Origin of the sequence: Vibrio agarivorans, from assembly GCF_030409635.1 — a bacterium.
GTDB classification, from domain to species: domain Bacteria; phylum Pseudomonadota; class Gammaproteobacteria; order Enterobacterales; family Vibrionaceae; genus Vibrio; species Vibrio agarivorans.
In genome coordinates, this window is sequence record NZ_JAUFQF010000004.1 from 1,965,551 (window position 1) to 1,980,564 (window position 15,014).

The 15,014-nt window shown below is 46.1% G+C and carries 13 protein-coding genes; 9 read left to right on the plus strand and 4 right to left on the minus strand.

Going from position 1 to position 15,014, the window contains the following annotated elements; all coding sequences use genetic code 11:
- Positions 1–9: 9 nt before the first annotated feature.
- Together QWZ05_RS17640 and ptsG are read left to right on the plus strand one after the other, a co-directional pair.
- Entirely contained in the window at positions 10–777 is a 768-nt protein-coding gene (locus QWZ05_RS17640; RefSeq protein WP_290299757.1) for a TatD family hydrolase, read from the plus strand.
- 446 nt (positions 778–1,223) lie between these two features.
- Positions 1,224–2,651 (plus strand): PTS glucose transporter subunit IIBC, encoded by a 1,428-nt coding sequence (gene ptsG, locus QWZ05_RS17645; protein WP_290299760.1) that lies wholly within the window; start codon positions 1,224–1,226, stop codon positions 2,649–2,651.
- A gap of 219 nt (positions 2,652–2,870) precedes the next feature.
- On the opposite strand, the gene rrtA is transcribed toward ptsG, so the two are convergent.
- The gene (rrtA, locus tag QWZ05_RS17650; RefSeq protein WP_290300821.1) at positions 2,871–3,383 is read right to left on the minus strand and encodes a rhombosortase; all 513 of its coding nucleotides are present in this window, start codon (positions 3,381–3,383) and stop codon (positions 2,871–2,873) included.
- Between the two features lie 24 nt (positions 3,384–3,407).
- On the opposite strand from rrtA, the gene QWZ05_RS17655 reads away from it, so the two are divergent.
- Positions 3,408–4,040 (plus strand): tRNA-uridine aminocarboxypropyltransferase, encoded by a 633-nt coding sequence (locus QWZ05_RS17655; protein WP_290299762.1) that lies wholly within the window; start codon positions 3,408–3,410, stop codon positions 4,038–4,040.
- Between the two features lie 49 nt (positions 4,041–4,089).
- Here the strand turns inward: QWZ05_RS17655 and QWZ05_RS17660 are convergent, their stop codons facing one another.
- From QWZ05_RS17660 to QWZ05_RS17670, 3 genes are all read right to left on the minus strand, one after another.
- Positions 4,090–5,403: an anti-phage deoxyguanosine triphosphatase gene (locus QWZ05_RS17660; protein ID WP_290299764.1), complete on the minus strand. Its 1,314-nt coding sequence runs from the start codon at positions 5,401–5,403 to the stop codon at positions 4,090–4,092.
- A gap of 36 nt (positions 5,404–5,439) precedes the next feature.
- Positions 5,440–6,024, minus strand: a complete 585-nt coding sequence (gene yfbR, locus QWZ05_RS17665) for a 5'-deoxynucleotidase (RefSeq protein ID WP_264877079.1) — start codon at positions 6,022–6,024, stop codon at positions 5,440–5,442.
- A 130-nt stretch (positions 6,025–6,154) separates the two neighbouring features.
- Positions 6,155–7,369 (minus strand): pyridoxal phosphate-dependent aminotransferase, encoded by a 1,215-nt coding sequence (locus QWZ05_RS17670; protein WP_290299766.1) that lies wholly within the window; start codon positions 7,367–7,369, stop codon positions 6,155–6,157.
- A 324-nt stretch (positions 7,370–7,693) separates the two neighbouring features.
- Between QWZ05_RS17670 and QWZ05_RS17675 the strand changes: the two genes are divergently transcribed.
- The 6 genes from QWZ05_RS17675 to menE all read left to right on the plus strand — a co-directional run bounded on the left by QWZ05_RS17675 (position 7,694) and on the right by menE (position 15,010).
- The gene (locus tag QWZ05_RS17675) at positions 7,694–9,013 is read left to right on the plus strand and encodes an isochorismate synthase (protein ID WP_373875567.1); all 1,320 of its coding nucleotides are present in this window, start codon (positions 7,694–7,696) and stop codon (positions 9,011–9,013) included.
- Positions 9,010–10,704 (plus strand): 2-succinyl-5-enolpyruvyl-6-hydroxy-3-cyclohexene-1-carboxylic-acid synthase, encoded by a 1,695-nt coding sequence (gene menD, locus QWZ05_RS17680; RefSeq protein ID WP_290299768.1) that lies wholly within the window; start codon positions 9,010–9,012, stop codon positions 10,702–10,704. Before QWZ05_RS17675 ends, menD begins: the two co-directional genes overlap by 4 nt.
- Entirely contained in the window at positions 10,694–11,524 is an 831-nt protein-coding gene (gene menH / locus QWZ05_RS17685) for a 2-succinyl-6-hydroxy-2,4-cyclohexadiene-1-carboxylate synthase (RefSeq protein WP_290299770.1), read from the plus strand. Before menD ends, menH begins: the two co-directional genes overlap by 11 nt.
- A gap of 37 nt (positions 11,525–11,561) precedes the next feature.
- Positions 11,562–12,428, plus strand: a complete 867-nt coding sequence (menB, locus tag QWZ05_RS17690; protein ID WP_264877083.1) for a 1,4-dihydroxy-2-naphthoyl-CoA synthase — start codon at positions 11,562–11,564, stop codon at positions 12,426–12,428.
- A gap of 162 nt (positions 12,429–12,590) precedes the next feature.
- A complete protein-coding gene (gene menC / locus QWZ05_RS17695; protein WP_290299772.1) occupies positions 12,591–13,577 on the plus strand; it encodes an o-succinylbenzoate synthase in 987 nt (328 codons plus the stop codon).
- Positions 13,577–15,010, plus strand: a complete 1,434-nt coding sequence (gene menE, locus QWZ05_RS17700) for an o-succinylbenzoate--CoA ligase (RefSeq protein ID WP_264877085.1) — start codon at positions 13,577–13,579, stop codon at positions 15,008–15,010. Before menC ends, menE begins: the two co-directional genes overlap by 1 nt.
- Positions 15,011–15,014 lie beyond the last annotated feature (4 nt).

The window sequence follows — 15,014 nt, forward strand, 5'->3', positions numbered from 1 at the left end:
GAGAGTTTCATGTTTATAGATTCACACTGTCATTTAGACAAACTAAATTACGATGATTTGCACCTTGATGTTGGTGATGTGATTGCAAAAGCAGAACAAGCGAACGTTACTGAGTTTCTTTCTGTTGGTGTCACAATGGCCTCTTTTCCTAAGATGTTGGCCTTAATTGAGCCGTTTTCTCAGGTGCATGTGTCCTGCGGTGTTCATCCCCTCGATGTCGAAAGTGATTTCAATCTAGAGCAGTTCAAACAATATGCTCAGAATGACCGAGTGGTTGCCATTGGAGAAACAGGGTTAGATTATCACTATCAGCCCGAAACAGCGGAGCTACAAAAAGCTCGATTTATAGAACAAGTGAAGGTAGCGGTTGAACTGAATAAGCCGCTAATCATCCACACAAGACAAGCTCGAGAAGACACGTTAGCTATCTTACGTGAATACGGCGCGGATAAATGTGGTGGTGTGATCCACTGTTTTACAGAAGATCTCGACTTTGCGCAGCAAGCGATGGCGCTCGGCTTTTATATCTCTATCTCTGGGATCGTGACGTTTAGACAAGCTACGGAACTAAAAGAAGTAGTGAAAGCGGTTCCGCTAGAACGACTGCTTATTGAGACGGACTCTCCTTACTTGGCACCGGTTCCTCACCGCGGAAAAGAGAACCAGCCAGCGTATGTTGTTGAGGTTACGGCTTATATCGCGCAGCTAAAAGGGGTCTCTTTGAGCGAGATTGGTGAAATCACCAGCAATAACTTCAGAAATCTTTTTTTGCGATAGAAAATAATTTAACAAATCAAGAGCGCTTTCAAGCGCTCTTTTTTTTGCGTCATATCAAGTTTCCATAATTTGGTTTAATTATCGCTCACACTGTTGCTGAGAAAGTAAGCGTTTTCCAGAAATGTAAATTTGTAGCGAAAAATATGTTTTCGGGTGGATTTATTTACGCAGTAAAATTAATGTCATCTGGTTGTAAGTTACTGAATATATGAGTTTATGCAATAAAATGGTCATGGATTTTTGCGATTATTTATTGTGATCTAAATAGTACTTTGGAATTAAATTTCGTTGTTCGCTAGAAAATGAGAGAGGGGTCAATATATATTTAGAGCCGGAAAATATAATGCAATAAGTGGTTACATTTTCATTGGGTGCTAACATCAGAAGGCTACGGGGGTGTGCCGTTAGGACTCAGTAATTACAATAACTTTATCAGGAGCATAACTATGTTTAAGAACCTTTTTGCAAACCTGCAAAAAGTCGGTAAGTCTTTGATGCTGCCAGTATCAGTTCTTCCGGTCGCAGGTATCTTGCTGGGTGTTGGTGCAGCCAACCTTGGTTTTATCCCAGAAATCGTTTCGAACCTAATGGAACAAGCTGGTGGTTCAGTATTTGGCCAAATGCCACTTCTATTCGCTGTGGGTGTTGCACTAGGCTTCACTAACAACGATGGTGTTGCAGGTCTAGCTGCAATTGTTGGTTACGGCATCATGGCTGCTACTCTATCAGTGATGGCTGGCGTAATGGGTGTTGATAAAATCGATACAGGCGTTCTAGGTGGTATCCTTGTCGGTGGTGTGGCTGCTTGGGCATTTGCACGTTTCTTCAAAATTCAACTTCCAGAGTACCTAGGCTTCTTCGCTGGTAAGCGTGCAGTGCCAATCATCACTGGTTTCGCTGCGATTGGTCTTGGTATCGTGCTTTCTATTATCTGGCCACCAATCGGCGCTGGTATCGGTGCATTCTCACACTGGGCTGCTGAACAGAACCCACAAGTTGCATTTGGTATCTACGGTATCATCGAGCGTTCTCTAATTCCGTTCGGTCTTCACCACGTTTGGAACGTACCGTTCTTCTTCAAAGCGGGTTCTTGTGTGAACGCTGCAGGCGAAGCGAACAACGGTGTTCTTACTTGTTATCTAGTGGCTGATGAAGCTTCACGTGCTGCTGGTAATGGCTTCGGTCAGCTAGCTGGTGGTTACATGTTTAAGATGTTCGGCCTTCCTGCTGCTGCAATTGCTATCGCTCACTCTGCTAAGCCAGAGAACCGCGCGAAAGTAATGGGTATCATGGTATCTGCTGCTCTAACGTCTTTCCTAACAGGTATCACTGAACCAATCGAATTCTCATTCCTATTCGTTGCTCCAGTACTATACGGAATCCACGCTCTACTAGCGGGCTCTGCATACGTTGTAGCTAACACTCTAGGCTTTGTTCACGGTACTTCATTCTCACACGGTCTAATCGACTTCCTAGTTCTTTCTGGTAACGCTCAGAAGATGGGTCTGATGGTTGCTGTTGGTCTTGTTTACGCAGCTATCTACTACGTAGTATTCCGCGCTGCAATCAAAGCAATGGATCTAAAAACACCAGGTCGTGAAGATGAAGAAGAATCTGCTAGCGCAGTTCAAGGTTCTGAAATGGCAGCTGAACTAGTTTCTGCATTCGGCGGCAAAGCAAACATCACTGGTCTTGACGCATGTATCACTCGTCTACGTGTCGCAGTTGCTGACACTGAAGCGGTTGACCAAGACAAACTAAAACAACTAGGCGCAGCAGGCGTAGTAGTTGTAGCAGGTGGTGTCCAAGCTATCTTTGGTACGAAATCTGACAACCTTAAAACTGACATGGATGAGTGGATTAAAAACAACTAATCCAAGACTATGTTAGTCAATGATTAAAAAGAGAAGCTTCGGCTTCTCTTTTTGTTTTTAGAGAGGGGCGCTGCGCTTGGAGGATTGAAGTTAGAGGATCGAACCAGGTAGGTTTAGGGTAAGTGACAGAATATAGAATACGACTTTACCCTCTGTATTCTGAACTCTGTATTCTTCTTAATCCTTAATCCTTAATCCTTAATCCTTAATCCTTAATCCTTAATCCTTCAACCTCCATATCGCCAACAGCAACCCCACAACCACCCCAAACATATGCGCATCCACAGCAACTGATGCTTGAATGAGTTGAGCAGTGCTCTCTGAAGCGCCGTATAACTGCTCCCATGCAACTTTTGCGACAATACCTGCAACCAGTAACCAACTGCTTTTTAAGCCGTTTAGAGCTTCATTCAGCGCGAAATAGGCAAAGACGCTATGAAGAACACCGGAAAGGCCGGCATATTCTTGAACTGGCGTAAGAAAGTTAAGCAAACCAATGATGATGGATGAGGCAGTAAAAACCACAGCTAAACTTCGAGGCTGAGGTTTAAAAATAAACGTCATAACCCATAATGCTGCAAGATTCATCAGCAAGTGATAGTGATTAGTATGGGTAAAGTGACCAGAGACAACACGCCACCATTGGCCATCTACTATGTATTGTCGTTGCCAAATTGCGTAAGATTGCGGGTATTCCAGCTGCAGCAAACACACAACGATGCTTACAGACATCACAAAGAGGTAGGGTTTTAGTTTATGTCTCACCAGTTATCCCATGATTCACGTTATTGCCACCAGTGTGGAAAAGCCAACCAAGCGTGCATCTGTGAGTACATAGTCTCCATTGATGCCAGCGTAGAACTGATCATATTACAGCATGAATCAGAACAAAATCATCCACTTGGTAGTGCTCGCATTCTTGATTTGTCACTGGCTCGGACTCATCTGTTTATTGGCGAAGATTTTTCGCAGCATGAGCAGCTTAATCTCTTGCTTGCTGATAAGCGCTATCAGCACGCTATTCTTTACCCGAGCGAGCTGGCGGTAGATCTCACTCAATTTGCGTCACAGATTGCGCCTGAGATGAAATACCGAGTAATTCTTCTTGATGGCACTTGGAAAAAAGCCTACAAGATGTGGCAGTTATCTAAAAATTTACACTCAGTACCGTGTGTGGCTCTACCGAAGAGCTTAAAAGGTGAATATCAAATTCGTAAAGCGCCATCCGACAATGCGCTCTCAACCGTTGAAGCGGGCTATCATGCTCTGTCCATTCTCGAGCCGAACACGAATTTCGTGCCGTTGGTTGATGCTTTCAAGCAGATGATTCAGTTTCAGATCGATCAAATGCCACCTGGTGTGTTTGAACGAAATTACTTATCAAAATAACCTGCTTGTCTTTGAAAACCCCTGGGTACTTGGTGTGATCTCTCAATTATTAGAGGTGCGCTGAGAACATCTGCTGGTGGAGTCTTTTCGCCCGACCATCAGTCATCGCAGCGATATAATCACAGATAACCCGCATTTGCTGTTTGTTGTCATCTGCTTGCCGCCATAACTGTTGCTGATTGATGGGCAGCAGGCGCTCGGGATCGGCACTTAAGGCTTCAAACAAGTCCATAATGATCTGCTGTCCTTTATATTCGGCAACCTGAACATCGGGTACTTGAATCACATATTGGCTGACAAAGCGCTTGAGAATATCGAGTGCAATCGCCATTGGTCGTGTTAATACGGCATTGTAAGCCAATAAGTCACTGTCAAAGCGTTTATCAACACACTCTAAAGAGATGCTCGTCAATAGAGCATTGACCATACCGCCGATAGCATCCTTGCGCTGGTAGTGATGACCAGAAAAGAGCATGTCGCTGACGGAATTGATGTGCTTTTCAAACCACTCATCTTCGCACTCAGCTAATAGAGTCGCAGCCGCTTCTTGCCACTGTTGTCGTGAGACCATGCCAAGCACGATAGCATCCTCGAGATCGTGCACGCCATAGGCGATATCGTCAGCCAACTCCATAATCGAGCAATCTAATGACTTGTAGAGTGTCTTATGATGGGTCGACTCTGGGCTTGGGTTATCGCGAAAGCATGAAAACAGAGCTTTATCTTGGTCGCTTAATGGCTGGCAAACCCAGTCGAATATGGCTTGGTCACAATCGTATATGCCTTTAGCTGGCATCCAGTCTTTGGCTTTGATTTGACGAGGTGAGGGTGGTGCACTGGGCGTAATTTCGCGCCTTGCATGAGTAAGGAGGGTTGGATATTTAATTAAGCCAAGTAGGGTACGCCTTGAGAGGTTCATACCAAACTGTTCGGTATAAGGTTCAAGCTTGGTGACAATGCGAAACGTTTGAGCATTACCCTCAAAACCCCCGTATTCGCGCATCATGTAGTTGAGGGCAATCTCACCGCCATGGCCATATGGAGGATGACCGATGTCATGCGCAAGGCAGATCGCGTCGATTAAAGAATCAGATGGCAACAACTCGCGAGCATCGGGTTGCTTTTTCTTAATTTGAGCCACGATACCGGAGCCCAATTGAGCCGCTTCGAGGGAATGAGTCAGCCGAGTGCGATGGAAGTCGTCGATGCTGCTACCATGCACTTGAGTTTTGGCTTGCAGGCGGCGAAAAGCCGCAGAGTGAAGAATTCGAGCGCGATCTCGTTGAAAAGGACTGCGATGATCATCGCGGCGAATCTTATGCTCGTCGTCGTGGCGGTCATTCCATAGAAGGCTCATTGGCATAACAGCGGTATCCTTTTTATTATGCAGCGTATGGGGTTACGTTATCTCATCGAGTGACAAATTGAAACTAGGCACAAAAACTTCGAGAAAATAGGTCATTTCATCCGTTTTTCGCTCATTGAGGGTAATATCCAAGCGTTTTTTCGCTAACTCAAACTCGTGATTTCCAGCGGCTATCTCCTCTAGGCATTTAAGATAAGCACAGAGTGTATCGGCTTGTTTAACGATAAGTGCGTCTTCTGGATGAGCGTCGTGAGAAATCAGAAAGGGAGCGAAGTCTTGTTGAAACTCTTCGGGCAGCATTGAGAGCAGCTTTTGCTCGGCAGCAGCTTCAATCTTTTTATACTCTTTCGCGATCTCGGGGTTGTAGTATTTAACTGGGGTCGGCAAATCTCCGGTGAGCACTTCACTGGTGTCATGATACATGCCCAGTAATGCAATACGTTCAGGGTTTAACTTGCCGGAAAATTTTTTGTTCTTAATCACCGCGAGCGCGTGCGCCACAAAGGCGACCTGTAGGCTATGCTCTGAGATGTTTTCTACAGATACCGAACGCATCAACGGCCAACGCTGAATAAGCTTCATGCGTGCTAAGTGGGCGAAAAAATGACTGGTTTCCATGTCTCCCTCCAACAGTCGTAATCATGCTGTGGTGTAAAACAACAAAGGCACTCAAACGAGTGCCTTTGTTTTATAAAGTCAATGTACATAGCGCATGTACAAACCGATTGATTATCTTAATGTTAGCGCCTTATTGTGAATAAGTAGACAAGAATCTCTCAAAGCGGCCAATTGCGGTTTCCAAATCATCGATATGTGGCAGTGTCACGATTCGGAAGTGATCCGGTTTTGGCCAGTTAAAGCCCGTTCCTTGTACGAGTAGCACTTTTTCTTGAATCAAGAAATCAAGTACCATTTTTTGGTCATCTTTAATGCTGTAGCGCTTAGTATCAATTTTCGGGAATAGGTACATCGCACCTTTTGGCTTAACACAAGAGACCCCCGGAATTTGGTTGATCAACTCGTAGGCTTTGTCACGCTGTTCAAGCAAGCGCCCGCCAGGAAGAATCAGCTCGTTGATGCTTTGATACCCACCGAGTGCGGTTTGAATGGCATGCTGCATGGGGACGTTGGCACACAGTCGCATAGAGGCGAGCATGTCTACACCATTGATATAGCCCTGTGCGAGATGTTTTGGACCGGTAAAGAACATCCAACCACCACGAAAGCCACAGACACGATAGGCTTTCGACAAGCCATTGAAGGTCGCCACCAGTACATCATCTGCTAGTGTCGCGATAGAGGTATGAACCGTACCGTCGTAAAGGACTTTATCGTAAATTTCATCAGCAAAAATGATCAGCTTATGCTGACGCGCAATCTCAATGATATCGAGTAGGTAATCGCGACTATAGACAGCGCCGGTTGGGTTGTTCGGGTTAATTATGACAATACCGCGCGTTTTGGGTGTAATTTTGCTGCGAATATCATCCAAGTCAGGGTACCAGTCGGCCTCTTCATCGCACATATAATGGACGGCTTTGCCACCTGACAGAGCAACTGATGCAGTCCAGAGTGGATAGTCAGGCGAAGGTACAAGCATTTCGTCGCCGTTGTTGAGTAAGGCTTGCATTGCCATCACGATCAGCTCAGAAACACCGTTACCGATGTAAACATCTTCGACATCGAGACTGTGAATCCCTTTTTTCTGATAGTGCTGAACCACAGCCTTACGTGCTGAGTAGATACCTTTAGAGTCACAATAACCCTGAGAAGTCGGTAGGTTGCGTATAACGTCAACGAGGATTTCATCTGGGGCATCAAAACCAAATGGAGCTGGGTTGCCGATATTCAGCTTAAGAATTTTATGCCCCTCTTCCTCCATTTTTTTAGCATGTTTAAGTACTGGCCCACGTATGTCATAGCATACATTATCGAGTTTGCTCGACATGCCGATATTTTGCATTGTTTAACCCTGAATAACTAACCGTTTTCATTATTAAACCATATAAAACCGGAGCTTGATAGAATAAAAATCTACAAGATTGTGCTATTTGATAAAATTGCAGCAACACAGATAGGTTGCGAGTCGCTTGAATCATGAGCAAATTGGAACAAATATGCGGCGTTTGATCTTGAAACCGAGTACTTCTCTTGATTTGAATCGATGCAATCAATACATTAGCGTTCTATTAATAGAAAAGAGATATCGCCGTCAAGACGTTAGCCGTTGATCACTCAGCGACTTTTGAACATCAAACGTCAATGTTAGAGCGATGAGGACACCGAATTGGATTTCGCGACTGCCATAGCAACCTTAATTAGTCAGATTGAAGCCAACGCCGATGGGCAAGTGCGATTTGCACAGTCTATTGGGCAAAGGTGGGCTTTAAAGCAAGATGAATTAGTGGACTGGCTCGACGCTCAATCTCTTTATCCAAAATTTTATTGGCAAGATCGTGACGATACCGAACAGGTCGTGGCGTTAGGCCAAATGTACACCTTTCAGCACCCTGCTCCGGCTTACACTATTCTTGGTGAGCAACAGAGAGTGTGGGGGGGACGCGCGTTCTCTCCTTCTGCAAAGAGTAGCAAGCGATGTTTATCTTCGTTGTTCTTTTTGCCCATTATCGAACTGATCGCAAAAGATGGGCAACTGACCCTAGTCGTTAACTGTAATCGCTCCAAAAGTGACGCGATTAAAGCCCTGCGTTCTTTGGTGTTGAATTTCTCGCCTCTTGGGACCCCAAAAGTGGATGTTGCTGTCTCAACGCATTGTCCTGAAAAGGCACAGTGGGTTCAGTTAGTTGATAAGGCGTTGCGTGACATTGATGATGATAAGTTCAAAAAGGTGGTTTTAGCGCGCAAGACAACACTAGAACTGAAAGACAAAGTTTCAGCAGCTCAGATAATCAAATTGAGCCGAAAATCTAACCACAATAGTTTTCATTTTCTGTTCGCGATGGACGCGGAGCACAGTTTTATCGGTTCAACGCCAGAGCGTTTATATCGCCGCTTAGGTCGAGTGCTGAATACTGAAGCGTTAGCTGGAACGATTGGTCGAGGTCAGTCAGCCGATGAGGATCACGCGTTAGCAAATTGGCTCAGTGGGGATGTGAAAAACCTCAACGAAAACCAGTTTGTGGTTGATGACATTCTAGAACGTTTAGATGGGCTTACAGACAGTGTCCATGTTGAGGAGCAGGCCAAATTGATTCGCTTGCGTCGAGTTCAGCATCTAAAACGCGCGATATATGCCAACTTGAAAGACGACGTGAAAGGGGTTGAGTTACTCAACGCATTGCAGCCGACCGCTGCGGTAGCAGGACTCCCTCGGCATTCGTCTATGCAATTTATCGAAGAAAACGAACCCTTTGTTCGCGGTTGGTATGCCGGTTCAGTCGGCTATTTAAGTCATGAAAAAGCGGAATTTTGCGTGGCCATTCGTAGTGCGCTCGTAGTAGAACAAGCCATTCATTTATTCGCCGGGGCAGGCATTGTACCTGGCTCACAAGCTGATCATGAGTGGCTAGAATTAGACAAGAAGTTGTCAACGTTGCTGACTTTGCTCGTTGATGAAAAAACCGAAGATGTAGGAGTTTATCAGTGAGTACACATCAATCGACACTCAACCGGACTTGGTGTCGTGTCCTTCTTGAGGAGTTGTCTCGATTAGGTGTCAAGGATGTTTGTATTGCTCCCGGCTCACGATCAACGCCATTAACGCTAGAGGCTGATCTTCATCCGTCATTGTCGGTGCATACCCATTTCGATGAGCGCGGTTTAGGCTTTTTTGCACTAGGGCTAGCAAAAACCAGCGAACAGCCTGTGGCAGTGATTGTCACATCAGGCACAGCAGTAGCGAACTTGCTCCCAGCGATTGTTGAGTCTGGTTTAACCAGCGAAAAACTGGTGGTCTTAACCGCTGACAGGCCACAAGAGCTGATTGATTGTGGTGCTAATCAGGCAATCAATCAAAGTGGCATTTTCTCCCAACACGTTACGCAAAACCTGTTTCTACCGAGTCCAAATACATCGTACACCTGGCTGCTATCAACCATTGATCACGCGATGTTTGAACAGCGAGAATTTGGCGGAGCAATTCACATTAATTGTCCGTTTCCCGAGCCGCTTTATGGTGAGGTGGATACAGAGCTTCAGCTAGCAGGGTATCCAGAATTACAAAATTGGCTTAACAGCACCAGCTCTTACTGCAAGATAGAGCACCGTGATGTGAGTGCGACACTTGATTGGTCATTGGCTCACAAGCGTGGCGTGTTAGTGTTAGGACGATTGAAGCCCGAACAGGCGACGAATGCCAAGCGCTTGGCCGAGCAGATAGGCTGGCCAGTGTTAAGCGATCCCCAATCGGGCGTGAGCAGCAACTGGCGCCATTATGATTTATGGCTACAAACTGAAAAAGGGCAGCAAGTACTGCAAGGGTGTGAGTGCATTGTTCAGCTTGGTGACCGTGTTGTTTCAAAACGTTTGAACCAGTGGATAGCCCAACAAGTGCGAGAATACGGTGTTACATATAAAGTTGTGAGTGCCTCACATCAACGCCTCAACCCAGATCATGTACCGCAAAATCGCCTTATTACCTCGATTGATGGTTGGCTTGCGCTGCTCAATGATCGTATCGAAGGGCATCGTTCGCCTTGGTATGATTTTGATTTTACATGGCATATAAGCGTTCAGCAGCAGGTTGAGCATTACTGTGATAGTGAACAAGCCACTGAGCTCTCAGTTGCGCGCTGGATAACGCAACAAAAGCACGCTTCGGATGTGTTCATTGGCAACAGCATGATTGTTCGCTTGATTGATATGGTCGGCTTTGCGCAAGGGCAACAGGTTTACACCAATCGCGGAGCGTCAGGTATTGACGGACTCGTTGCTACGATGGCAGGCGTACATGCACACATCCAAAAACCGATGATCTGTCTATTGGGTGATACTTCCCTATTGCACGACCTTAACTCATTAGCTCTATTGTCAAAGACGAGGATCGCGAATGTTGTACTCGTGACCAACAATGATGGTGGCGCTATTTTTGACCTGTTACCTGTACCAGAGCAGCAAAAATTACGTTTGTATCAAATGCCTCATGGCTTTGATTTTCAACATGCCGCTGCGCAATTCAATCTGGGATACGAAAACGTATCAACGATGGCTCAACTTGAGCACAATGTGGCAAAGCACATTCAACATGGCGAAGGCACGCTGTTAGTTGAAGTCACCACTCCGCCCAATCAAGCCTCCGAGCAGCTAAAAGCGCTAATAGCGAAGCTGAATGCTCTATAGCCGTTATCTATCTGCCACAAAAAACACCAATAGAGGCCCATTACCTCTATTGGTGTTTCTACATGGCTTTTTGGGGAGTAGTGAGGACTGGCTGGAGAGCGTTAAGAGCTTTGATGAGTTCCCGCGCCTGTTGATCGACCTGCCCGGTTTTGGAGCGAGTCGACACCTAAAGTCTCAAGATATGCCTTCTTGTTTGAGTGCTATCGAAACCACGCTAAAAAAGTATACGACCACGCAAACCAAAGTGGTGCTGGTGGGCTACTCTATGGGGGGGCGCATTCTACTCCAAGGACTCGCGAAGCAGGTTTTTTCTCATCTGAGTGTTATTGGTTGTGTGGTGGAGGGAGCACACTTCGGCTTACGTGATCAAGATGAGCGAGCCGCTCGCTATACCAATGATGAACGCTGGGCGCAGCGCTTTGAAGGCGAACCGATTGAGCAAGTGTTGAACGATTGGTATCGACAGGGGGTGTTTTCTTCACTGAATGATGACCAAAGACAAACTTTGGTCAAGCTTCGCAGTGATAACCTTGGGAAGTCTATAGGGGCAATGCTACGCGTTACATCGCTCGCTCATCAAAATTATTTGCTCCCCAACTTGCGCAAACAGTCAGTACCAATATGGTATTTATGCGGCGAGAAAGACGATAAATTTAAACAGCTTGCTGCCCAAAGTGGACTTCCAGTCACCATAGTGCAGGGGGCAGGACACAACGTCCATCACGAGTGCCCAATACTGTTTTCTGAGGCACTTAGAGCGATAGTCGAGCGTTTTTCACAGACTGATAAAGCCTCGAACAAATACTCAAACAATCATTGAACAATATCTGAACCAATAATTTAGCTAGGAAATACTCATGGCAAAAACAGTCGGAATTAGCGAAGAAGAGCTATACGCACCAGTTAACTGGCAAGATTGCACGGCAGAATTTGAAGACATTCATTACCACAAATCTGAAGATGGGATCGCGAAAATCACCATTGCACGTCCTCAAGTTCGCAACGCGTTTCGTCCGCAAACTGTAAAAGAGATGATCAACGCATTAGCGGATGCACGTTATGATGAGTCTGTCGGTGTAATCATTTTGACAGGCCTAGGTGAAGATGCCTTTTGTTCTGGTGGCGATCAAAAAATTCGCGGTGATTACGGCGGCTATCGTGATGATTCTGGTACTCACCATCTGAACGTGCTGGATTTCCAGCGTCAAATCCGCACCTGTCCTAAACCTGTGATTGCTTCTGTTGCGGGTTGGGCTGTCGGTGGTGGCCATGTACTTCACATGATGTGTGATCTTACAATTGCCGCTGAAAATGCACAGTTCGGTCAGACCGGGCCGAAAGTAGGTTCATTTGACGGTGGTTGGGGCGCTTCTTACATGGCACGCATTGTTGGCCAAAAGAAAGCACGTGAAATCTGGTTCTTGTGCCGTTTCTATGATGCACAAGAGGCACTGGATATGGGTTTAGTGAACACAGTTGTCCCGGTCGCTGATCTAGAAAAAGAGACGGTTCGTTGGTGTCGTGAAACTCTACAGCACAGCCCAATGGCGCTTCGTTGCTTGAAAGCGGCCCTAAATGCTGACTGTGATGGCCAAGCCGGTCTACAAGAGTTAGCGGGTAACGCGACAATGATGTTCTATATGACGGATGAGGGTCAAGAAGGACGCAACGCATTTAACGAAAAGCGTCGTCCAGACTTCAACAAATTCCCGCGTAACCCATAAACGGAACTGAACTCCGAAGGGCACGCCTTGTCCTACTAAAAGGCTTGTCTTACGAGCAGCCCCCTAAAAGAGCCTTGCTCCTAGGAGGCTGCATCGAGATTGAGCAACACTCGTGATTAACCTCTCAACCCTTTTCTATACTATCGACTAGCTGGAGCTCCCATGCGTTCTGTAAAACTTTATCTCTATCAACTTCCTATGGACAGCGGGGTGATTTTACGTGATAAAAAACTCACAGAGAGAGTCGGTTATGTGGTTGAACTAAACGATGGTTCTCACCAAGGGCGGGGGGAGATAGCTCCACTCCCAGGATTTAGTCATGAGAGTCTAGATTCACTTTATCAGGTGGTGATTGATGCCTGTAAGAGCTGGGTGGCAACTGGAGAGTTTAACTTAGCCGAATTGCCAGCGAGCGCCGCGTTTGGTCTATCTATCGCTCAGATGGAACTGTCGGGCTTGTTACCTGATGAAGGCAATTATCAAGCAGCACCGCTATGTGCGGGTGATCCTGATGAGTTACTGCCAGTGTTAGAGAAAATGACAGGCGATAAGGTAGCTAAAATCAAGGTAGGTCTCTATGAGCCTATCCGTGATGGAATGATCGTTAACCTATTTCTTGAGTCTATCCCAGAGCTTAAACTACGCTTGGACGCGAACCGAGCGTGGACTCTTGATAAGGCACGTAAGTTTGCTGACTACATTGCGCCCTCATTGCGTCGCCGTATCTCATTTCTTGAAGAGCCTTGCCAGCAACCAAGTGATAGCCTAACGTTTGCGATTGAAACTGGTATTGCCATTGCTTGGGATGAGACTCTACAAGATGCGGTTAAAAAGCATGACTTTCGTCTTGAGGATCTCACTGGCGCAAAAAGCGTGGTGATCAAGCCAACACTTATTGGTTCGGTAGAGTCGTGTATTGCGTTAATTGAAAAGGCGCACGCACTGGGTATTCGCCCAGTATTGAGCTCGAGTTTAGAATCTAGCTTAGGGTTAACGCAAATTGCGCGTCTTGCTGCTTGGCAAACGCCGACGGTGACGCCGGGTCTCGATACAATAGGTCTTTTCCAGCGTCAGTTAGAAGTGGCTTGGCCGGGTTGTGACCTGCCGTTAGATACGTTACAGGCACACAGTCTAATTTGGCAGAGCTAATGAAGGGTTTACCTTGGTTAACGTTTGTGAGTCAAAAGCCTGATGTGGTCGCATTAACTGCGCCTGATGGCGATTTAACATGGTTGACGTTATCAAAAAAAATCTCTGATATCGCCGCGCAGATAAAAAGACAAGGCGTCACTGCTGGCGATGTTGTCACAATTGTGGGCAAAAACAACGTTGATGCTTTGTTGGTGTATTTGGCCAATATTCAACTTGGCGCGATAACCGCTTGGATAATGCCTGAACCGTGGTCGCGAACGCAAAATAAGCTAGAACAGTTGTACTCGCCTGATAACACACAGCTCAAACGACGTTATGTATTTTCTCATCTAGAGGATTTCCGCGTTTTGGATGCGGAAGTTCGTGAGAACTTGACTAAACATTATGTCCTTCTCGAAATTAATTCCAAGGCAGGAAGCCAAGCATCCCTGCACAACGTATCGTTCGATGCAGATAATATAAGTAGTCTTATCTTTACGTCGGGCTCTATGGGAAACCCAAAAGCGGTTGTCCATCGTTACGCGCAACATGCCGCTTCTGCGAAGGGGTTACTCAATAAGTTTGAGTTTCATCCTGAGGATACTTGGCTACTGAGCTTACCCATGTACCACGTTTCCGGACTGGCGATTGTTCATCGCTGGTTGTTGGCAGGGGCGTGTTTAAAGCTGGGACATGGCAACCTCACTCATGATATCGAGGGGGTGACTCATGCCTCATTGGTGCCGACACAGCTTAAACGATTACTAGAAAAAGGTATAGCAACGTCACTACGACGTGTCTTGCTTGGTGGTGCTCATATCCCTGTTGAACTCGCGATACAAGCTCAACGGCAAGGTATTGATACTTGGCTTGGCTATGGCATGACCGAGATGGCGTCAACCGTAACGGCGAAACGCGTGGATAGTGAGGTTGGCGTTGGGGAAGTATTACCTCTACGCCAGCTAAGATTAGTCGATAATCGTGTTCAAGTAGCAGGGGAGACGCTTGCTGCGGGTTATTATCGTCAAGGTGCTCTAGTCGCAATAGGCGACAGTGATGGTTGGTTTGATACCAAAGATCTTGCCCATAATCATAATGGGAATCTGGTTATTGATGGTCGTGCTGATAACTGCTTTATCTCTGGTGGAGAGAATATTCATTGCGAAGAGATCGAGGCAGTAGCCAATCGTTTTGCAGGCGTTATTCAGTCGATGACAGTCCCTATCGAAGACGATCAGTTTGGCGCTCGTCCGATGCTGCTTATCCAGCCGAGTGATACCTTTAACCTAGATGAGTTTAATGCTCACTTGGCCACTCACTTGGTTAACTTCAAACAACCTAAACATATTGAAGCGCTGCCAGCAAGCCTGTTAGAGGGAGGCATTAAACTGTCTCGATACCAAGTGAAAAGTTGGGTTTCTAAGCACTTTGTCAAACTGAAGGTTATGTAATAGC

Bases quoted from the DNA above. Each gene is read 5' to 3' on its own strand.
- menE (WP_264877085.1), top strand. From the start codon at position 13,577: ATGAAGGGTTTACCTTGGTTAACGTTTGTGAGTCAAAAGCCTGATGTG.
- menC (WP_290299772.1), top strand. From the start codon at position 12,591: ATGCGTTCTGTAAAACTTTATCTCTATCAACTTCCTATGGACAGCGGG.
- menB (WP_264877083.1), top strand. From the start codon at position 11,562: ATGGCAAAAACAGTCGGAATTAGCGAAGAAGAGCTATACGCACCAGTT.
- QWZ05_RS17655 (WP_290299762.1), top strand. From the start codon at position 3,408: ATGTCTCACCAGTTATCCCATGATTCACGTTATTGCCACCAGTGTGGA.
- QWZ05_RS17640 (WP_290299757.1), top strand. From the start codon at position 10: ATGTTTATAGATTCACACTGTCATTTAGACAAACTAAATTACGATGAT.
- rrtA (WP_290300821.1), bottom strand. From the start codon at position 3,383: ATGTCTGTAAGCATCGTTGTGTGTTTGCTGCAGCTGGAATACCCGCAA.
- ptsG (WP_290299760.1), top strand. From the start codon at position 1,224: ATGTTTAAGAACCTTTTTGCAAACCTGCAAAAAGTCGGTAAGTCTTTG.
- QWZ05_RS17660 (WP_290299764.1), bottom strand. From the start codon at position 5,403: ATGCCAATGAGCCTTCTATGGAATGACCGCCACGACGACGAGCATAAG.
- QWZ05_RS17670 (WP_290299766.1), bottom strand. From the start codon at position 7,369: ATGCAAAATATCGGCATGTCGAGCAAACTCGATAATGTATGCTATGAC.
- yfbR (WP_264877079.1), bottom strand. From the start codon at position 6,024: ATGGAAACCAGTCATTTTTTCGCCCACTTAGCACGCATGAAGCTTATT.
- menH (WP_290299770.1), top strand. From the start codon at position 10,694: ATGCTCTATAGCCGTTATCTATCTGCCACAAAAAACACCAATAGAGGC.